The organism is Rhodopseudomonas palustris BisB18, from assembly GCF_000013745.1.
Lineage (GTDB): Bacteria > Pseudomonadota > Alphaproteobacteria > Rhizobiales > Xanthobacteraceae > Rhodopseudomonas_A > Rhodopseudomonas_A palustris_F.
The window spans coordinates 2913002-2932467 of sequence record NC_007925.1; the positions used below are offsets into that span (position 1 = coordinate 2913002).

At 66.5% G+C, this 19466-nt stretch carries 21 protein-coding genes; 12 read left to right on the top strand and 9 right to left on the bottom strand.

The features are described 5' to 3' along the window. Window positions 1-174 precede the first annotated feature (174 nt). A complete protein-coding gene (locus RPC_RS13440; RefSeq protein ID WP_011473129.1) occupies window positions 175-2403 on the top strand; it encodes a GumC family protein in 2229 nt (742 codons plus the stop codon). A gap of 208 nt (window positions 2404-2611) precedes the next feature. On the opposite strand, the gene RPC_RS13445 is transcribed toward RPC_RS13440, so the two are convergent. Both RPC_RS13445 and RPC_RS13450 read right to left on the bottom strand, forming a co-directional pair. Continuing rightward, entirely contained in the window at window positions 2612-3811 is a 1200-nt protein-coding gene (locus RPC_RS13445) for a GNAT family N-acetyltransferase (RefSeq protein WP_011473130.1), read from the bottom strand. A gap of 92 nt (window positions 3812-3903) precedes the next feature. Then, window positions 3904-4113: a DUF2842 domain-containing protein gene (locus tag RPC_RS13450; RefSeq protein ID WP_011473131.1), complete on the bottom strand. Its 210-nt coding sequence runs from the start codon at window positions 4111-4113 to the stop codon at window positions 3904-3906. Between the two features lie 93 nt (window positions 4114-4206). On the opposite strand from RPC_RS13450, the gene RPC_RS13455 reads away from it, so the two are divergent. After that, complete coding sequence (locus tag RPC_RS13455; protein ID WP_011473132.1) at window positions 4207-5295, top strand: COX15/CtaA family protein; 1089 nt, start codon at window positions 4207-4209, stop codon at window positions 5293-5295. Between the two features lie 7 nt (window positions 5296-5302). Here RPC_RS13455 and RPC_RS13460 read toward each other — a convergent pair whose 3' ends face one another. Genes RPC_RS13460 through RPC_RS13475 form a run of 4 tightly spaced genes read right to left on the bottom strand, consistent with a single transcriptional unit; the run spans window position 5303 to window position 7778 of the window. Then, complete coding sequence (locus tag RPC_RS13460) at window positions 5303-5653, bottom strand: DUF190 domain-containing protein (RefSeq protein ID WP_011473133.1); 351 nt, start codon at window positions 5651-5653, stop codon at window positions 5303-5305. A gap of 2 nt (window positions 5654-5655) precedes the next feature. Further along, window positions 5656-6084 (bottom strand): fluoride efflux transporter CrcB, encoded by a 429-nt coding sequence (gene crcB, locus RPC_RS13465; RefSeq protein WP_011473134.1) that lies wholly within the window; start codon window positions 6082-6084, stop codon window positions 5656-5658. Then, the gene (gene crcB / locus RPC_RS13470) at window positions 6081-6476 is read right to left on the bottom strand and encodes a fluoride efflux transporter CrcB (protein WP_011473135.1); all 396 of its coding nucleotides are present in this window, start codon (window positions 6474-6476) and stop codon (window positions 6081-6083) included. The genes crcB (RPC_RS13465) and crcB (RPC_RS13470) overlap by 4 nt, the downstream gene beginning before the upstream one ends. Before the next feature lie 18 nt (window positions 6477-6494). Further along, a complete protein-coding gene (locus tag RPC_RS13475) occupies window positions 6495-7778 on the bottom strand; it encodes an O-acetylhomoserine aminocarboxypropyltransferase (protein WP_011473136.1) in 1284 nt (427 codons plus the stop codon). Window positions 7779-7936: 158 nt separating this feature from the next. Between RPC_RS13475 and RPC_RS13480 the strand changes: the two genes are divergently transcribed. Continuing rightward, complete coding sequence (locus RPC_RS13480; RefSeq protein ID WP_080507336.1) at window positions 7937-8860, top strand: FTR1 family iron permease; 924 nt, start codon at window positions 7937-7939, stop codon at window positions 8858-8860. Window positions 8861-8865: 5 nt separating this feature from the next. On the opposite strand, the gene RPC_RS13485 is transcribed toward RPC_RS13480, so the two are convergent. Together RPC_RS13485 and RPC_RS13490 are read right to left on the bottom strand one after the other, a co-directional pair. Beyond that, complete coding sequence (locus RPC_RS13485) at window positions 8866-9408, bottom strand: CoA-binding protein (RefSeq protein WP_011473138.1); 543 nt, start codon at window positions 9406-9408, stop codon at window positions 8866-8868. Between the two features lie 217 nt (window positions 9409-9625). Further along, window positions 9626-10453 (bottom strand): enoyl-CoA hydratase, encoded by an 828-nt coding sequence (locus RPC_RS13490; RefSeq protein WP_011473139.1) that lies wholly within the window; start codon window positions 10451-10453, stop codon window positions 9626-9628. Window positions 10454-10528: 75 nt separating this feature from the next. Here RPC_RS13490 and RPC_RS13495 point away from each other — a divergent pair, with 75 nt between their 5' ends. The 5 genes from RPC_RS13495 (at window position 10529) to RPC_RS13515 (ending at window position 13937) form a co-directional block, all read left to right on the top strand. Next, a complete protein-coding gene (locus RPC_RS13495; RefSeq protein WP_011473140.1) occupies window positions 10529-10960 on the top strand; it encodes a PaaI family thioesterase in 432 nt (143 codons plus the stop codon). Window positions 10961-11115: 155 nt separating this feature from the next. Continuing rightward, window positions 11116-11580: a 50S ribosomal protein L13 gene (rplM, locus tag RPC_RS13500; RefSeq protein WP_011473141.1), complete on the top strand. Its 465-nt coding sequence runs from the start codon at window positions 11116-11118 to the stop codon at window positions 11578-11580. Between the two features lies 1 nt (window position 11581). Beyond that, window positions 11582-12067, top strand: a complete 486-nt coding sequence (rpsI, locus tag RPC_RS13505) for a 30S ribosomal protein S9 (protein ID WP_011473142.1) — start codon at window positions 11582-11584, stop codon at window positions 12065-12067. A 230-nt stretch (window positions 12068-12297) separates the two neighbouring features. After that, a complete protein-coding gene (locus RPC_RS13510) occupies window positions 12298-13530 on the top strand; it encodes a GGDEF domain-containing protein (RefSeq protein WP_011473143.1) in 1233 nt (410 codons plus the stop codon). 104 nt (window positions 13531-13634) lie between these two features. Continuing rightward, on the top strand, window positions 13635-13937 hold the full coding sequence (locus RPC_RS13515) for an antibiotic biosynthesis monooxygenase family protein (protein ID WP_011473144.1): 303 nt from the start codon (window positions 13635-13637) through the stop codon (window positions 13935-13937). On the opposite strand, the gene RPC_RS13520 is transcribed toward RPC_RS13515, so the two are convergent. After that, the gene (locus RPC_RS13520; protein WP_011473145.1) at window positions 13938-15044 is read right to left on the bottom strand and encodes an AI-2E family transporter; all 1107 of its coding nucleotides are present in this window, start codon (window positions 15042-15044) and stop codon (window positions 13938-13940) included. It abuts the gene before it with no gap. A gap of 281 nt (window positions 15045-15325) precedes the next feature. Between RPC_RS13520 and RPC_RS13525 the strand changes: the two genes are divergently transcribed. The 4 genes from RPC_RS13525 to RPC_RS13540 all read left to right on the top strand — a co-directional run bounded on the left by RPC_RS13525 (window position 15326) and on the right by RPC_RS13540 (window position 19404). Then, on the top strand, window positions 15326-16264 hold the full coding sequence (locus RPC_RS13525) for a septal ring lytic transglycosylase RlpA family protein (RefSeq protein ID WP_011473146.1): 939 nt from the start codon (window positions 15326-15328) through the stop codon (window positions 16262-16264). 152 nt (window positions 16265-16416) lie between these two features. Beyond that, window positions 16417-17673: a D-alanyl-D-alanine carboxypeptidase family protein gene (locus RPC_RS13530; protein ID WP_011473147.1), complete on the top strand. Its 1257-nt coding sequence runs from the start codon at window positions 16417-16419 to the stop codon at window positions 17671-17673. A 1-nt stretch (window position 17674) separates the two neighbouring features. Continuing rightward, window positions 17675-18367 carry a dTMP kinase gene (tmk, locus tag RPC_RS13535; protein WP_011473148.1) on the top strand — a complete coding sequence of 231 codons (693 nt, stop codon included), beginning with the start codon at window positions 17675-17677 and terminating at the stop codon, window positions 18365-18367. Then, window positions 18364-19404: a DNA polymerase III subunit delta' gene (locus tag RPC_RS13540; protein ID WP_011473149.1), complete on the top strand. Its 1041-nt coding sequence runs from the start codon at window positions 18364-18366 to the stop codon at window positions 19402-19404. Before tmk ends, RPC_RS13540 begins: the two co-directional genes overlap by 4 nt. Window positions 19405-19466 lie beyond the last annotated feature (62 nt).

The following is a 19466-nucleotide window of genomic DNA, read 5'->3' on the forward strand; positions in this document are numbered from 1 at the left end:
GGAACGTTCCAGGACGATGTCGAGACCGATTAACTACTTCCATGGTTAACAAAACATGATCGCTGCGGTTGAATCGCAAATCCGCGCAGGCTGCGTAAATTAACCGGGCGGCAACCTTAATGGAGTGTAATCACGGGTAGTTGGACCAGTGGTCGCGTTAAGCGGGAGTGAACAATGCGGTTCGTGTTCTGGCGTAAGGGCGGCAAGCAGATTGCGGCCGCCACGGTCGCCCCCGAAGCCTCGCCGACTCCCGCAAAGCCCGCGGCGCCGGCCGCGCTCGCGGCAGAGCCGGCGGCCCCGCTCGGCGACATCGACGTCCGCGCCATTCTGCAGGCGCTGGGCCGCAAGAAGCATCTGATCATCGCGCCGACGCTGCTTGCGCTGGTGGTGTCGCTGGCGATCGTCAACATGATCACCCCGCGCTACAAATCCGAAGCCCGCATCCTGATCGACGGCCGCGAGAACGTGTTCCTGCGGCCGAGCGGCGAGCGCAACGAGGAACGCACCGCGCTCGATCCCGAAGCGGTCACCAGCCAGGTGCAGCTGTTGCTGTCGCGCGATCTGGCGCGCGAGATCATCAAGAAGAACAAGCTCGCCGAGCGCCCGGAATTCGATCCGGTGCTGCAAGGGCTGTCGCCGTTGAAGTCGCTGCTGGCGCTGATCGGGATCGGCCGCGACCCGTTCTCGATGACGCCGGAAGAGCGCGTGCTGGACGCCTATTTCGAACGGCTGACCGCCTATGCGGTGGATAAATCCCGCGTCGTGGTGATCGAATTCCAGTCGCGCGATCCGGAGCTCGCCGCACGGGTCGCCAATTCGATCGCCGAGGGCTATCTGGTGCTGCAGCAGGGCGCGCGCCAGGAGCAGGCCAAGTCGGCCGGGCAGTGGCTGTCCGGCGAAATCGAAAACCTGCGCAAGAAGGTGGCGGAAGCGGAATCCAAGGTCGAGGATTTCCGCTCCAAGTCCAGCCTGTTCATCGGCACCAACAACACCTCGCTGTCGAATCAGCAGATGGGCGAACTCAACACCCAGCTCAACAACGCCCGCGCCTTGAAGTCGGATGCCGAATCCAAGGCCCGACTGATCCGCGAGATGTTGCAGAGCGGCAAGCCGATCGAAGCCTCCGAAGTGTTGAACTCCGAACTGACCCGGCGGTTGTCGGAGCAGCGCGTCACGCTGCGCGCGCAGCTCGCCGAGCAATCCTCGACGCTGCTCGACGGCCATCCGCGGATCAAGGAATTGCGGGCGCAGCTCGGCGATCTCGACCGGCAGCTGCGCGAGGAGGCCAGCAAGATCTCGCGCTCGCTCGACAATGACGCCCGCATCGCCGGCGGCCGCGTCGAAGGCCTGATCGCCAGCCTCGATCAGCTCAAGAAGCAGGCGTCGTCGTCGAACGGCCAGGACGTGCAGCTGCGTGCGCTGGAGCGCGAAGCCAAGGCGCAGCGCGACCTGCTGGAATCCTACCTGGCCAAGTTCCGCGAAGCCACCACGCGCGAGAGCATCGATTCGGCGCCGGCCGACGGCCGGATCATTTCCCGCGCCATCGTCTCCAACACGCCGGCTTATCCGAAGAAATTGCCGGTCGTGCTGATCGCCACGCTGGCGACGCTGCTCCTCACCTCGGGCAGCATCGTGACCGGCGAATTGCTGCGACTGAGCGCGCCGCGCGCCAGCGCCGCGGCGCTCGACCCGGCGACGTCGCCGGCGCGGCGCATCGAACCGGTCGCACCGATGGCGGCGCCGGCCGCGCCGCCGCCGCTGGCGCCGTCGTTGCCCGACACCCATCCCGAACTGTCGGCCGCGGTCGGCGAGCTGGAAACGCTCGCCGAGGAATTGCGAAGTGCCGGCGAAGCGGCGCGCAAGGTCACCGTGCTCGGCACCGGGCAAAGCGAAAGCGTGACGCTGACCGCGCTGACTCTGGCGCGGCTGTTGGCGCGCAGCGCCAAGGTGGTGCTGGTGGATCTGTCGGCGTCCTCGCCGACGCTGGCCGCGGTGTCGGCCGATCCCGAGGCGCCGGGGCTTGCCGAGCTGATGCTGGGCGAGGCGTCGTTCGGCGAGATCATCAGCAAGGATCGGTTGTCGCGGCTGCATCTGGTCAGCGCCGGCAAGCCGGGCTTCGATCGCGCGCTGCTGTTGTCGCCGCGGCTGAACCTCGCGCTCGACGCGTTGCTGCGGGTCTACGACCACGTGCTGCTCGACGCCGGCACCGCCACCGACCTGCCGGCGGAATTGCTCACCGCGCAGGCCCGCGCGCTGCTGGTGCCGGCGCCGTCGATGAGCCCCGCGGCCCGCATCGAAATGTGCCAGCAGCTGGAAAGCGTCGGCTTCGCCAAGGTCACGCTGCTGCAGCGCGCCTCGCCGCAGGACAATGAGGCCGAGCGATCCGGGACCGTGGCGGCGTAGTCCGGACGCCGGTTCACGCCGGCTTTCGTTCAGCGGTCTTCATCGAACCAAAAATCGGCCGTCATTCCGGATTGCGAGTTCGAAGAACGAGCAAGTCCGGAATCCATACTCCCGGCGGTGGTTATGAATTCCGGGCTCGCTCGCAGCTATCGCTGCTCACGCCGCGGAATGACGTCTCGATAATTCGCAAGAGAACTGCGCAATTTCGCTATCGTCGCAGCGCGCCGCGCGCCAGCTGCACCAACCGCATCAGCGCCGCGTTGTGCTTGACCACGCGCTTGGCGCGCGACGTCGCCGCCAGCGCTGCGGCGCCGAATCGGCCGCGCGCGGTGAGCGCGATGTAGCCGTCGAAGATCGGCTCGTCGGATTTGCAGAACAGCCGCTTGTAGTCGTCGGAGCCGATGCCGAGATCGAGCGCGTTGTAGCCCAGTGCGGCGTAGTGATCGATGATGTTGCGCATCAGGATCAGGCCGGGGCTGTAGCGCGCGCTGTCCGACAGCGTGTAGGTGTTGAACATCATCGAGAAGCGCTGGCCGTCGGCGACGCCGGCGAAGATCGCGATCGGTTCGTCGTCGCATTGCAGCGCGTGGATGTCGATGGCGCGGCCGCCATCGGCAAGCTTCGCCAAACAAGCCTCGCGGATGAAGCCGGCGATGCCCGGCTCGGCGAACACGTCGGGCAGTTTCTGCGCCGCCATCCGCAGCGGCTTGACGGCGAAAAACCAATCCAGCAGCGCGGTGATCTCGGCGTCGGTGGTGGCGATGCCGTAGCGATAGCCGGCAAGCGGCTGCAGCTTCTTCTCCTTGCTCTTCAGCCGGCGGCGGAACGAATTGCTGATCAGGCTGACTGGCGTCGCGCCCGGCGCGATGCAGAGCAGCGGGCAGTCGTTGGCGGACGGTTGCTGCGGCACGAGCGACAGCGGATTGACGACGCCGCGCCAGCTCGCCGGCTGCTGCAGCAAGGCCAGCACGTCGACCTTGTCGGCATGACGGCGCAACCCGGCGATCAGCGCGGCGAGATCGGCGGCGCCGGCGCGCTGCGCGAAGTCCTGCTGCCACAGCGCCATGTTGAAGGTGGTGTGCTTGCCGCCGAGAAATTTCGCGATGCGCAAGCCGTGGGCGCGTTGCAGCCCGAGCGGCAGCAGTACGAGCGGCTGCTGCTCGGCGTCGCGGGCGACCACGATGAATGGCGAGATCTGCTGGCCGGCGCCGACATTGCGCTGCCAGGCCGCGAGCAGTTCGAAACGCTGATAGGGGGTGGAAAGATGCGGCGGCTGTTGCAGCGCCCGCCAGATCGGTTCGGCCGAAGCCAGATCCTGCAACACCTCGACGTCGGCGATCCTGCTGACCGCGCCGGTGGGCGTGGCCTGCGCAGCCGAACCGTCGATCACCGCTGTCATCATCGCCATCGCTACACCCGTGACTGAATTGTCAGTTTTGGCGGCGCGAAGCTTTGCAAACAAATATCAACAAACCATGAGGACAATGCCGCGGCGGCGCCTCAGGCGAGGTCGGGACGCGACATCCAGCTGACGATCGGCATCGCCGGCAGCACCCAGCCCATGCCGACCACCACATAGAACGCCGCCTGCAGCCACTTCGAGGTCTCGAAGATCGGCAGCTGCGCCAGCGACATCCCCACCAGCGACCACACAATCGCCAGAACCAGCAGGAAGATGGCGCCAAGGAATTTTCGGGTGCGGATTTTCATGGCGATGCGGGTCCGGAACAAAATACCGCGCGGCTTGCGCGCAAAAGCCGCGCGACTATAAAGTTTGGCGCAATTCAATCAAGGTGCTGCATCATGCCAGCCGTCCCTGCCGACCGCCCGATGCACGCCGTCCGGATTTGGCTGGCGATCATCGCCGGCCTGATCGCGGTGATGGTGCTGGTCGGCGGCGCCACCCGGCTCACCGAATCCGGGCTGTCGATCGTCGAGTGGAAGCCGATCACCGGCACGTTGCCGCCGCTCAGCGTCGAGCAATGGACGCAGGCGTTCGACGCCTACAAGACCATCCCGCAATATCGCGAGCTCAACGCCGGGATGACGCTCGCCCAATTCAAAACCATCTTCTGGTGGGAATGGAGCCACCGGCTGCTCGGCCGGGTGATCGGCGCAGCCTTCCTGCTGCCGTTCCTCTGGTTCCTGTGGCGCGGCGACCTCGGCGGCGGGCTGAAGCGCCGGCTGTGGATCATCTTCGGGCTCGGCGCGCTGCAGGGCGCGGTCGGCTGGTGGATGGTGGCTTCCGGGCTGTCGCAGCGGGTCGAGGTCTCGCAGGTGCGCCTTGCCACGCATCTGGTGCTGGCGCTGCTGATCTTTGCCGGGATCGTCTGGACGCTGCGCCAGCTGACGCCGCGGCCGGCGATCGTGGCGCCGTTGCGGCTGAGGCTCACCGCGGCGGTGCTGCTCGGGCTCACCTTCGTGCAACTCTATCTCGGCGCGCTGGTCGCGGGGCTGCGCGCCGGGCGGATCTACAACACCTGGCCGCAGATCGACGGCGCGTTGATTCCATCGGCGGCGCGGCTGTGGTTCGAGCAGCCGTGGTGGAAGAACCTGTTCGACAACCATCTCACCGTGCAGTTCGACCATCGCATGCTGGCCTATGCGCTGTGGGCGCTGGCAGTGCTGCACGCGATCGACGCCTGGCGGGCGCGGGCAGCGGCCGGCGGCGCGCTGGCGCTGGCTGTGGCGATCACCCTGCAGGCCGCGCTCGGCATCGTGACGCTGCTCTACGCGGTGCCGATCGGGCTTGGCCTCGCGCATCAGGCGATGGCGATCCTGGTGCTGACGCTTGCGGTGCTGCAGCTCGCGCGGTTCAGCCCGGGCGTGGTGCAAACCGCGCAGCACGCGGCCGCGCCGAGCCTCGGCCAGCCGGCGCAAGGTCGCGGCTGAGGCGCGCTCAGGCGGAATCCGCGGCCCGGCCGTATTGCAGCACCTGCATTTTCTCCAGCGTCACCAGTCCGCTGGCGCCGCTCATCATGTCGTTGAGCACCGGCAGGAAGCCGTTGATGGTGTCCTCGCTGTCGACGATCTCGATGATCAGCGGCAGGTCTTCCGACAGCCGCAGGATCTTCGAGGTGTGCAACCGGCTCGAGGCGCCGAACCCGACCGCGCCGCGCAGCACGGTGGCGCCGGCCAGATGCATTTCGCGCGCTTTCAGCACGATCGCCTCGTGCAGCGGCTGGTGTTCGTAGCGGTCGTCCTCGCCGATGAAAATCCGCAGCAGTACCGCTTGTTTGGGAATCTGCATGATCACGTTCCTTTCAGGCGATTGAGCCTCGTGGCGACGAGGTGGCCGAGCCACACCGCAACTAACCAGGACATCGGCGAAACACCGAGATTGATCAGCGCCGCCAGCGCGTGGCCGGTGCGCAGCAGTTGAAAGGTCTCGAGGCTGAAGCCGGAGAACGTGGTGTAGCCGCCGCAGATCCCGGTCATCACGAATTGCCGCTGCCGGCTGGAGGCGAACAGCCGGCCGTCGGGGCCGGCGATCGCGGCGTAGAAGCCGATCACGAACGAGCCGGTGACGTTGACGAACAACGTCGCCCAGGGAAAATCGGTGCCGAGCAGGCTGAGCTGCGCCACTCCGACCAGATAGCGCGCGCAGCCGCCGATCACGCTACCGGCCGCGATCAGCGCGTAGAGCGCGGCGCGGTCGCGCAACTCGTCCAGCGACATCATGCCAGTACCCGTGCGGCGGCGAACCCCAGCGCTACCGCGATCAGGCAGAACACCAGCGAGAACGTCACATTGCTGATCGCGCGAAGACTCTCGCCGTCGCGCGCCAGCGCCAAGGTCTGCAGGGCGAACGACGACACCGTGGTGTAGCAGCCGAGAAAGCCGGTGACCGCGAACAGCCACGGCCCCGGGGTTGAGAATACGCCGTGGCCGCTGGCGGCCAGCGCACCGAACACGCCGATCGCAAAGGCGCCGCTGACGTTCACCGTCAGCGTGCCCCAGGGAAAGGTCTCGCCGATCCGCCGCGCCACCATGCCGGACAGCCAGAACCGCGCCATGCCGCCGAACACGCTGCCCAGCGCCACGAACAGCAGCCCTTGGATGATCTCCCGCATCGCCACGGCGTTGCCGCGTCAGGTGGTGCCGAGCGCCTGCGCCAGATCGGCAATCAGGTCTTCTTTGTCCTCGATGCCGATCGACAGCCGCACCACGTCGGGCCCAGCCCCCGCGGCGGTCTTCTGGGCGTCGTCGAGCTGGCTGTGGGTGGTGGAGGCCGGATGGATCACCAGCGAACGGGTATCGCCGACATTGGCCAGATGCGAGAACAGCTTCAGGTTGGAGACCAGGCTGACGCCGGCGTCGTAGCCGCCCTTCAGGCTGAACGTGTACACCGCGCCGGCGCCCTTCGGCGCGTATTTGCGGGCGAATTTGTGGTAGGGGTCGCCGGGCAGGCCGGCGTAGTTCACCGCAGCGACAGCCGGATGGGTCGACAGATATTCGGCGATCGCCTTGGCGTTCTCGCAGTGCTTTTGCATTCGCAGCGGCAGCGTCTCGATGCCGGTCAAGATCATAAAGGCGTTGAACGGCGACAGCGCCGGGCCGAGGTCGCGCAGGCCGAGCACCCGGCAGGCGATCGCAAAGGCGAAGTTGCCGAAGGTCTCCTGCAGCTTGATGCCGTGATATTCCGGCCTGGGCTCGCTTAGCATCGGATATTTGCCGTCGCGCGACCAGTCGAAGGTGCCGGCGTCGACGATGATGCCGCCCAGCGAATTGCCGTGGCCGCCGAGAAATTTGGTCAGCGAATGCACCACGATGTCGGCGCCGTGGTCGATCGGCCGGATCAGGTACGGCGTCGCCAGCGTGTTGTCGACGATCAGCGGCACCCCGGCGTTGCGCGCCACCGCAGCGATCGCCTCGATGTCGGTGACGCTGCCCGACGGATTGGCGATCGATTCGATGAAGATCGCCTTGGTCTTCGGCGTCACCGCGCGTTCGAAGCTGCCGACGTCGTCCGGATCGGCCCACACCACGTTCCAGCCGAAGCTCTGGAACGCGTGTTTGAACTGGTTGATCGAGCCGCCATAGAGTTTTCGCGCGGCGATGAATTCGTCGCCGGGGCGCATCAATTGCTGCATCACCACGAGCTGCGCGGCGTGACCGGACGCGGTGGCGAGCGCCGCGGTGCCGCCCTCCAGCGCTGCGACGCGCTCTTCCAGCACCGCCGTGGTCGGGTTGGTGATGCGGGTATAGATGTTGCCGAACGCCTGCAGCCCGAACAGCGAGGCGGCGTGGTCGGCGTCGTTGAACACGAACGAGGTGGTTTGATAGATCGGGGTGGCGCGGGCACCGGTGGTCGGATCGGGATGGGCGCCGGCATGAACGGCGAGCGTGGCGAACCCCGGAGTGCGATCTGTCATAATTGATCCCTGATGCTTGTGAGACAGGCGTGGCGCGTATCTGAGCGCATCGGGCAGGGGCGTCAAGCCGCGGCCGGTGCCGGCATGCGCCGCCCTGGGCTTCGCCGCGCGTCGCAGATTTGAACGATTCTGATCGTCGTGATCCCCGCCTGCGAGCAATGTTCTCAGCGGTTTATCCCTTGGTCGTGCGGCGCCATTTGCGGCAAGCGCTTTACATGGCCGCGGCAGCGAATAAAAACCCCGGCAACCAAGGGTCCTTCATGTCCGCCACCTTCCTGCAAGCCGCCGTCATTCTGCTCCGCGAGGGGCTCGAAGCCATGCTGGTGATCGCCGCACTCGCCGCCTATCTCACCAAGGCGGGATCGTCGCATCGCATCCATGCGCTGTATGGCGGCGCACTGGCCGCGGTCGCCGCCAGCATCGTCGCGGCCTGGCTGCTTGCCACGCTGAATGCCGGCAACCACAGCGACCTGGTGGAAGCCTGCGTGATCCTGCTGGCGGCGGCGCTGATGCTCTATGTCAGCGGCTGGATGATGGTGAAGCAGCATCCGCGCGACTGGCAGGCCTATCTGGCCCGCAAGGCCGACCGGGCGCTGTCGCAGGACAGCGCCTTCACGGTGGCGGCGCTGGCGTTTCTCGCGGTGTTCCGCGAGGGCGCCGAGACGGTGCTGCTGGTCAATGCGCTGGCCACTACCGCGGGCGGCTGGACCGCGCCGCTACTGTCGGGGCTGGCGGCGGCGACCGCCGGGCTGTTCGTATTGTTCTTCCTGATCAAGCGGGTGGCGCAGCAGATTCCGCTGCGCGCGCTGTTCGTGGCGACCTCGGCGTTCCTGTTCGCGATGGCGATCAAGTTCATCGGCGAGGCGGCGCTGGAATTCCAGGAACAGAATCTTTTGGGCTACACGCCGGTGCCGGGCGGCGAATGGCTTAGCGCGATCGGCTTGAACCCCACCGCAGAGGCGCTCGGCGCGCAGCTGGTGGTGATCGTGTTGGCGTTGGCGAGCTACCTGCTTGTGGTCCAGCGCAACAACCGGCTGGCGCGGCAGTCCGCGGCGGCGGCGTTACGCGCCTCGAAGTCCTAGTCGGCTCAGTCGCCGCGCCGGTTGCGCGGCGCCGAGCCGAGCGACAATTGCATGCCCTTGGTGGGCGGCGCGGCGCGCTTCGAGCTCAGCACTTTCGAATTGACGCCGAGCCAGGAGATTTCCGCCGACAGCCGGCCGAATTCGATCTTTGGGCAGCGGTTCATCACCACCTTGAGCCCGGCGGCTTCGGCCTTCGCCGCGGCCTCGTCGTTGCGCAGGCCGAGTTGCATCCAGATCACCTTCGGCAAGGGCGACAGCGCCAGCGCCTCCTCGACCAGCGGCATCACGTGCTCGGGGCTGCGGAAGATGTCGACCATGTCGATCGGCCGGCCGATCTCGCGCAACGACGCGACGAACGGAATGCCGATCAGGCTCTTGCCGAGATGCGCCGGGTTCACCGGAATCATGTCGTAGTCGCGCCCGGCGAGATATTTGAACGCAAAATAGCTCGGCCGCACATTGACCGGCGAGGCGCCGACCATGGCGATGGTTTTCACGCTGTTGAGAATCTCGCGGATGTCATCGTCGGAGTAAGCGTCATGATTCATGCGTGCACCCAAAATGCGGCAGTGTGCCCCGGACGCAGTGCACCGCGCCGCGCTTGCGGCGTGGTGCGTTGCGAGCCGGGGCCGTTACGGACCGCAGCGCTTGGAACGGTCCCGGTTCTGCGGCGCAGCGCCAAGGGCGCTGCTCCGCGCCCGGGACACGAGGCCTCGGTCAAAATCGAACGCCGTAGTTCGATGCGTTGCCGTCTGCTGACCTGCCTCACCGGTCCTTCCAGACCGGGGGGCGCTTGTCGATGAAGGCGCGGATGCCCTCGTCGGCGTCTTCCGACATCAGGTTCTCGGTCATCACCTGCGCCGCAAATTGGTAGGCGTCGGCCAGGCTCATCTCGGCCTGGCGATAGAACGCCGCCTTGCCGATTTTGAGGGTGTGGGCGGATTTGCGGGCGATGCTGCGGCCGAGTGCGATCGCGGCGTCGCGCTCTTGCCCGACCGCCACCACGCGATTGATCAAGCCCATCTCGCGGGCCGCCTGCGCGGGGACCATCTCGCCGGTCAGCAGCATTTCCATCGCGTGCTTGGGCGCCACGTTGCGCGACAGCGCCACCATCGGGGTCGAACAGAACAGCCCGATGTCGACGCCGGGGGTGGCGAATGCCGCCTTCTCGGATGCCACCGCGAGGTCGCAGCTCGCCACCAATTGGCAGCCGGCGGCGGTCGCGACGCCTTGCACCGCGGCGATCACCGGCTTCGGCAGGGTGACGATCGACTGCATCATCGCGCTGCAGGCGGTCATCAGCCGGGCGAAGCAAGCCTGGCCCTGGTCGGGATCGGCGCGATGCCCGGTGATTTCCTTAAGGTCGTGTCCAGCGCAGAACGCCGGGCCGTTGGCGGCGATCACCACCACGCGCACGCCATCGTCACGCGCGATCGAGTCGAGCGCCGCCTGCAATTCGACGATCAGGTCTTTCGACAGGCTGTTGCGTTGCGCCGGCCGATTGAGCGTCAGCACGGCGAGTCCGCCGTCGATGGTCTCTCGCAACAGGATCGGCGGGTGCGGCGGCGCGACGTAGGCGTGCTGTGCTGTCATCGAAAATCCGGGGCTGGGAACGAGCGTCACGTTAATGTAACAGACCAGGGAGCGCGTGAGCAGGGCGGGGACGGCATGGCTAAGGCGAAGATGAACGTAACGGAACTCGAGAGCTTCTTGCATCTCGAATTTCCACAAGCCTTCAACAACGACGATATCAGCATCGAAAGCGCCGACGGCGCAACCAGCCTGCTGCGGCAGCGCTACAGCGAGCGGATGCTGCGGCCCGGCGGAACGGTGTCGGGGCCGACGCTGATGGCGCTGGCCGACTTCGCCATGTATGTCGTGCTGCTGTCGGCGATCGGGCCGGTCGGTCTCGCCGTCACCACCAATCTCAACATCAATTTTCTCCGCAAGGGGCTGCCCGGGCAAGACGTGCTGGCACAAGCGCGGCTGTTGAAGCTCGGCAAGCGGCTGGCGGTCGGCGAGGTGGTGCTGCTGTCGGGCACCTCGCCCGATCCGATCGCCCACGTCACATCCACCTATTCCATTCCGATCACTGACTGATTTCGAAGGTAATATAGAACCATAATTATAACGCCTTGTTTCACAAGGATAAAACGACCGTCGCGGGGATTGACGGGGGCGGGGCGGTTCATCTAAAAGCACCGCAGTCCGGTGCGATTGCGCGCCGAATGTCCCCTTTTCACGGAAATTCTCACATGAAGACGTTTTCGGCTAAGCCGGCCGAGGTCACCAAGAAGTGGATCGTGATCGATGCCACGGGCCTGGTGGTTGGCCGGCTCGCGACGCTGGTGGCCAATCGGCTGCGCGGCAAGCACCTTCCGACCTACACCCCGCACGTCGATTGCGGCGACCATGTCATTATCGTCAACGCCGCCAAGGTGGTGCTGACCGGCCGCAAGCGCGAGAACAAGGTGTATTATCACCACACCGGGTTCATCGGCGGCATCAAGGAACGCACCGCGAAGTCGATCCTTGAGGGTCGGTTCCCGGAGCGCGTCGTCGAGAAGGCGATCGAGCGCATGATTCCGCGCGGCCCGCTCGGCCGCATGCAGATGGGCAATCTGCGGGTCTATGGCGGTCCCGACCATCCGCACGAAGCCCAGCAACCCGAACCGCTCAACGTCGCCGTGATGAACCGCAAGAACATGAGGGCCGCATAAGATGTCCGATACCATGCAGTCCCTGCAGTCCCTCGAAGAGTTGGGCTCGCTGAAGGTCGCGGCACCCGACGCGCCGAAATACGAGAAGAAGGTCGACAAGTTCGGTCGCGCCTACGCCACCGGCAAGCGCAAGGACGCGGTCGCCCGCGTCTGGATCAAGCCCGGCGCCGGCAAGATCATGGTCAATGCCCGCGAGGTCGAAGTGTATTTCGCCCGCCCGGTGCTGCGGATGTTGATCCAGCAGCCGCTGTTGGCCGCGGCCCGTGCCGGCCAATACGACGTGATCTGCACCGTCGCCGGCGGCGGCCTGTCCGGCCAGGCCGGCGCAGTTCGCCACGGCCTCTCCAAGGCGCTGACCTATTTCGAGCCGGATCTGCGCGGCGTGCTGAAGAAGGGCGGCTTCCTGACCCGCGACTCGCGCGTCGTCGAGCGCAAGAAGTACGGCCGCGCCAAAGCGCGTCGTTCGTTCCAGTTCTCGAAGCGCTGATCGCATTCGACCGCCTTCGCAGTTGGCGAAGTTGCAATCTCAAAAGGCGCCTTCGGGCGCCTTTTTTTCTGCCAATTGGGTCGCCGGGATCGGTTGCGAACCATTGGCGGGGGTTGTTCACAAAACGCCGTTGAACTGCGTCGATTTTTCGTGAAACTTTGCCCCCGCGTCCAAACGCGATTTCAACTTCGGCTTCTTACCGTCAAGCCACGCGCAATTCCGGTGGCCCCATGTCTCTCGATATTTCCACGCTTTATCTCGTCGCGACGCTGCTCGCCGCGTTGCTCGGCGGAATGCTGATGTATTTCGGCAAGCAGGAGAATATCGCCGCGCTGGATTGGTGGGGTTATGCCTATCTGCTCGGCGCCACCGACGTCGCGTTGTGGGCGCTGGCCAGTCCGGCGCTGCCGGAGACTTTTGCGCAGGCGATCCATGCGCTGGGCTTCATCGCTTGCGGCATGGTGTGGAATGCGGCTCGCGTGTTCCACGGCGCCAAGCCGAATTGGCCCGGCCTGTTGCTCGGCGCGCTGGCCTGGGTGGCGGCGACCGTCAGCTTGCCGCCTGACGCGGTCGCGCTGCGCATGACGCTCGGCGCCGGCATCGTTGCGATCTATGCCGGGCTGACCGCGGCGCAACTCGGCAGCGAGCGTCGCAAGGCGGTGCAGCGTCGCTGGCCGGCGATCCTCGTGCCGCTGCTGCATGGCGGCGTGCTGATGGCGCCGATCCTGTTGGCCGACCTGCTGACGCCGGCGGGGCGCCCGATCACCAGCAACGTCTGGGTGACGATCTTCGCCATCGAGCTGGTGCTGTATGCGGTCGGCACGGTGTTCGTGATCTTCATGCTGGTGTCGGAGCGCACCGTGCGGGCGCACAAGACCGCGGCCGCGATCGACCCGTTGACCGGGATGTTCAATCGCCGCGGCTTTTCCGAGGCCACCACGCGGATGATCGCACGCGAGGCCGACGCCGGACGGCCGGTCACGGTGATGATTTTCGACATCGACTTTTTCAAGTCGATCAACGACCGCTTCGGCCATCCCGCCGGCGACGAATTGCTGAAACTGTTTGCCACCCTGGTCACCAACACGCTGCGCATCAGCGACCTCTCGGGCCGGATCGGCGGCGAAGAGTTCGCAGCTCTGCTGCCGTGCTCGATGGACGAAGCGCTGGTCGCCGCCGAGCGGGTCCGCGAGGCGTTCGAAACCTGCGGCATCGTGGTCGACGACGCGCCGGTCGAAACCACCGTCAGCATCGGCGTCGCCGGCGGACCGCCGCGCACCGAGCTCGAGGTGCTGCTGGCGGCGGCCGATACTGCGCTGTATCAGGCCAAGCGCGGCGGCCGTAACCGCGTCGAGGCGGCGATGGAACAGCCGCTGGTGCCGGAGCTGGGGCGGCGCAAGTCGGTCGTCGCCGTCAAATCCCCGGCGCTGCCGCGTCAGGTCGGGCTGGCCGGCGCCGCGTAAGGCGCGGGCCGCGCGGCAAGCACAGCCGCCGCGCCGCGGGCGGGCTTCAACCCCAGCCAAGGTTGGGCTAGAGAGGTTCAGCCTCACTCAGCTTTGGAGCCCACATGATCACCGAAATCGCCCAGCTCGACATCAAGCCCGGTTCGGAAGCCGATTTCGAAGCCGCGGTGGCCAAGGCGCGCGCCGCGTTCGGCCGCTCCAAGGGGTTTCACGGCTTCGAACTGCATCGCTCGGTGGAGAAGCCGCAGCGCTATCGGCTGATGGTGAAGTGGCAAACGCTGGAGAACCACACCGTGGATTTCCGCGGCTCGGAGAGCTTTGCCGAATGGCGCGGCCTGGTCGGGCCGTTTTTCGCCTCGCCCCCCGAAGTCGAACACACCGAGACGGTGCTGAGCTCGGCCGTCTGATCAGCCGACGACGGCCGCGCCGTGCTCGGCGCTGTCGTCGCTCAGGTGATTCATCACCACCTTGGCGATCGCCATCAGCGGCAGCGCCAGCGCCAGACCCCACAGCCCGAACACGATGCCGAGCAGGATCTGCGTCGCGAACAGCGTGCCGGGCGGAATGTCGATCGCCTGCTGCTGGATCAGCGGCGTCAGCAAGTAGCTTTCCATGGCATGGACGGCGAGGAACAGCGCAAAGGCGCTGGCCACCGCGACCCAGCCCGACGCCAGCGACGCCAGCACGATGATCAGCCCGCCGAGCAGCGCGCCGATGGTCGGGATGAAGGCCAGCAATCCGGCCTGGATGCCGAGAATGAAGGCGCCGGGAATGCCGATGATGGTGAGGCCGATCGAGGTCACCGCGAACACCGCCGCCATGGTGATCATCTGCGCCAGCAGCCAGCGCTTCAGCATCTCGCCGATGGCCGTGACGATCTCGGTCGCCTTCAGCCGGTAGCGCGCCGGCACGCTGCGCAATAGGCCCTTGCGATAGATCGCCGGCTGCGCGCCGAAACACAGGCCTAAGAAGATCACGATGAAGAAGTTGCCGACCGCGCCGATGGTGCCGAGAATGAGCTTCAAGGTCTGACTGACGATCGCGCCACCGCCCGAGGCGATGGCGCCGGCGCTCGGCAGATTGCGCGGCTGCGCCGCGGTGCCCGGGGGCTCCGGCGTGCCGAGGTCGAGGAAGCTGGTGTCGACGCCGTGCTCGTCGAGGAAGCTCTTCACATTGACGATTTGCGATTTGATGGTGTTGCTGAGCGACGCGGCCTGATCGGCGATGGTGCTGCCGCCCAGCACCAGCACGCCGGCGAACAGCCCGGTCAGCAGCACGCAGACCAGGGTCATCCGCAGCCCGTGGCCGCCGCCGACCAGGCGGCCGAGCAATTCGCTGACGGCGTTGAGAAACACCCCGAACAGAATGCCGGCGAAGATCAGGAACAGCGTGGCGGCAAAATACCAGGCGAAGAACAGCAGACCGGCGAACACCACCGTCGTGCCGCCGCCGACGGCAATCGCCCACGCCAGATCATTGCGGGCCTGAACACGGTCTTCGGCGGAAGTTGTCACGGGCCATCCTTGTTTGAACGCGTCGTCTGAACGCGCAGTTGGCGGCACTCTTTCGTCTATTTCGCGCCAGAGCAAGCCGCCGGCGGCTCATTGCGGAGGGCGGCGCTGCTGGCAAGCACACATCGGCTGTTAACCATTCGCACACCACCCGGGGCTTCACCCCATTTTCGCCGCGATCGCGCTGCGGTATGGTCTTCGCCGGTGTGATGTGGGTCGCATCATGTTCGTGGCCGGAGGGGCGCCCAATAGGCGACCGGGCACAGGAATGGTATTTGGGGACTATGGGGAATCGCGAGTCAGATTCGATCGGCCGCGCGGCGCGTGCCGTTGCCACCGTAGGCGCGTGCCTGATCCTGGCCAATTGTGCGTCGTCGGGCAAATTCGCCAGCAAGGTCGATCCGAAATACGGCGTCTCGGCGAGCCCGCGCGTGGTCGAGCCGGGCGAACCGGTGCCGAAGGGCGGCGGCACCTACCGGGTCGGCAAGCCCTATGTGGTCGGCGGCAAGATGTACGTGCCGGAAGAGAACCTGGCCTATCGCGAAGAGGGGCTGGCGTCCTGGTACGGTGACGATTTCCACGGCCGGCTGACCGCCAATGGCGAAGTGTTCGACATGGCGTCGTTGTCCGCGGCGCATCCGACGCTGCCGATGCCGTGCTACGCCCGCGTCACCAATCTGAAGAACGGCAAATCGTTGATCGTCCGCGTCAACGACCGCGGCCCGTATCACAGCAACCGGCTGATGGACGTCTCCAACCGCGCCGCCGAATTGTTGGAATTCAAGAATCACGGCACCGCCCGGGTCCGGGTGGAATACGTCGCCCGCGCCCCGCTCGAGGGCTCCGACGACCGCCAATTGATGGCGACGCTGCGCACCGGCGAGCCGGCGCCGTCGCCAGCCACCGTCCGGGTGGCGTCGGCGCGCGGCTTCGTGCCGGAAATGGCCGCGCCGAATCGCGCCTTGCGCGGCGACGTGCCGCTGCCGGAAGGCCGGCCCTATACGCTCGGCAACACTTCGGTCGACATGGCGTCGATCAGCGCGACCTCGGAGATGTCGGCGTCGCGCAGCCTGCGGTCGGGCCGCACGGTCGACAATCGCCACCAGGTGTCCTACCAGGTGCAAAGCAGCGAGCTGCCGCCCGCCGCCGCGCCGGTTGCGGCCTACGCGCCGACGGGCCGCGACGAGATCGGCAACATGATCTCGGGCCGGGGACTTTATTGATTTCTTTCAAAGACTAAGCCAACATCGCTGATCTCGTCTGGCAAGATAGTCGCAAGCCTGCGGGCGGCCTTGTTCGGTGCATGCGATCGCCAGGCAGCTTGTGTTGTTCGGGCGGTTTGCAACTGTTAGAACGGCGCATTCAGGACATCCGCATGGCCGTCTCGACCCCATCCTCTGGCAGCGTCCGGCCCGGCCTTGGGCGGCTTTGCCGTGTGTTGAGCGCCGCCGCCTTGGCGTTGGCCGTCGCGCTCGGCGGCATGGCGTTCGCCGCCAACAACAGCGTGCAGGGGGCCAAGAAGGACGACGGCGGCTATGATGTCGACGCGCCGACCGCGATCCTGGTCGAGGCCTCCACCGGCAGCGTGCTGTACGAGAAGAACGCCGACGAGCTGCGTGCGCCGTCCAGCATGATGAAGCTGATGACCGTGGAACTGGTGTTCCGCGCGCTGCAGCAGGGCGACATCAAGCTCACCGATCAATATCAGGTCAGCGAAAACGCCTGGCGCAAGGGCGGCGCACCGGCCGGCAATTCGACCATGTTCGCCGAAATCCACAGCCGAATCGCGGTCGAAGATCTGCTGCGCGGCGCCATCGTGCAGAGCGGCAACGACGCCTGCATGGTGTTCGCCGAAGCGCTCGGCGGCGGCGAACGCGGCTTCGCCGAGCTTCTGACCAAGCGCGCCCGCGAATTGGGCCTGGCCAAATCGACCTTCGCCAATTCCAACGGACTGCCGGACCCCGGCAACAAGATGAGCGTGCGCGAGCTGGCGCGGCTCGCCCGTCACCTGATCCAGACCTATCCGGAGTTCTACAAGATCTTCGGCGAGCGCGAATTCACCTGGAACAAGATCCGCCAGACCAACCGCAATCCGCTTCTGACCATGCTGGACGGCGCCGACGGGCTGAAGACCGGCTACACCAAGGAGGGCGGCTACGGCATGGTCGGCTCCGCGGTGCAGAACGGCATGCGTCTGATCGTGGTGATCAACGGCGTCGAGGACATCGACGATCGCGCCAGCGAAGCCAAGAAGCTGCTGGAATGGGGGTTCCGGAACTTCGAATCGCGCGCGCTGTTCAATCCGCAGGATGCGGTCGGCTACGCCAAGGTGTTCGGCGGCGAGAGCCGATCGGTCAAACTCACCAGCACCGAGCCGGTGCGGGTGATGGTGCAGAAGAACGGCAGCGACAAGCTGATCGCGCGGATCGTCTACAGCGGCCCGGTGCGGGCGCCGATCGGGCCCGGTCAGCCGATCGGCGTCATCAAGGTCTGGCGCGGCGGCAATCTCGCCGTGGAAATGCCGTTGCAGGCGGCGGAGGCTGTCGCCACCGGGACCACCATGCAGCGCGCGGTCGATGGCGCCAGCGAGTTGGTGATCGGACTGATCCGCGCCGGCGTAGAGAAGCTCTGAGATGGCTAAGGACACCCCGAACGGCGCCGCGACCCGCGGCCGGTTCATCACTTTCGAAGGCGGCGAGGGCGCCGGCAAGTCGACCCAGATCAAGCTGCTCGCCGAACGGCTCAACGCCGGCCGGATCCGCTGCGTGCTGACCCGCGAACCCGGCGGCTCGCCGGGCGCCGAGATCATCCGGCACATGATCCTCTCGGGGATAGGGTCGCTGATCGGCGGCACCGAGGCCGAGACGCTGCTGTTTGCCGCCGCGCGCGACGATCACGTCCACACCGTGATCGAGCCGGCGCTGGCGCAGGGGTCTTGGGTGCTGTGCGATCGCTTCACCGATTCCACTCGCGCCTATCAGGGCCAGATGGGCGCGGTGGCGCCGGCGCTGCTCAACGCGATGCAGCGGGTGACGATCGGCGATCTGAAGCCGGACCTGACGATCATTCTCGACGTGCCGGTGGAGATCGGCGTCAAGCGCGCCAGGCTGCGCCGCGGCGCTGCAGAGCCGGACCGTTTCGAAGCCGAGAGTCTGGAATTTCATCGCAAGCTGCGCGAGGCCTACCGGCAGATCGCCGCCGACGAGCCGCAGCGCTGCGTGCTGATCGACGCCAATGCCAAGGTCAAGCCGGTCGCCGCCAAGGTGTGGGCCGCGGTACAGAAACGGCTGTTGTATTCCAAGGTCAGCGCAGTGCAGCACGCATGAGCACCCGTCGCACCGAGCCCCAGATCGCGGCGCGGCGGCCGCGCGAGACCACCGCGCTGTTCGGCCATCGCGACGCCGAGCAGGCGCTGCTCGCCGCCTATCGCAGCGGACGGATTCCGCACGCCTGGCTGATCGGCGGCGCCCAGGGCATCGGCAAGGCGACGCTGGCCTACCGGATGGCGCGGTTCGTGCTGGCGCATCCCGATCCGGAGGCTCCCGCGGTGCGCGACGCCGCGACGCTTCAGGTCGACGCTTCCGATCCGGTGGCGCGGCATATCGCGGCCGGCGCCCATGGCGGCTTGCTGACGCTGGAGCGCACGCTGAACGACAAGGGCGTACTGCGCACCATGATCAGCGTCGACGAGGCGCGCGAGACCATCGGCTTCTTCGGCTCGACCGCGGCGATCGACGGCTGGCGGGTCTGCGTCGTCGATACCGTCGACGAACTGAACGCCAACGCCGCCAACGCGCTGTTGAAGGTGGTCGAGGAGCCGCCGCGGCGCTCGCTGTTTCTGCTGATCAGTCACGCCCCGGCGCGGGTGCTGCCGACCATCCAGTCGCGTTGCCGCAAGCTGCTGCTGCGCCCGCTCGCCACCACCGACGTGATCGCCGCCGCCGCGCTCGCCACCGACAGCGACGCCGCCGATCCGTTGCTGGCCGAGGCCGCGGCGGCATCGGAGGGCAGCGTCGCCCGCACCCTGACGCTGCTCGGCGGCGACGCCTTGAACCTGCATCAGCGCACCACCGCGTTGCTGGATACCTTGCCCAATGTCGATCCGCGCGCGCTGCATGCGCTCGGCGACGCGCTCGGCGGCGTCGACCGCGTGGCGCTGGCGAGCTTCATGGACGGCGTCGACCGTTGGGTGGCCGAGCGGCTGCGGGTCGACGATCCGAACGCCAATCTGCCCCGCCTTGCGCGGCTGGCGGAGGTATGGGAAAAGATCAACCGCGCCGCGCGCGACACCGAAGCCTTCAACCTTGAGCGCAAACCGCTGGTGTTTTCGGTGTTCGGACTGCTCGCGGAGGCGATCCGCTGATCGATGCGACGTTGCTGTCCGGCCATCCTCGATCCCGCCGCAACCGTTTTGAGTCAAGGTTT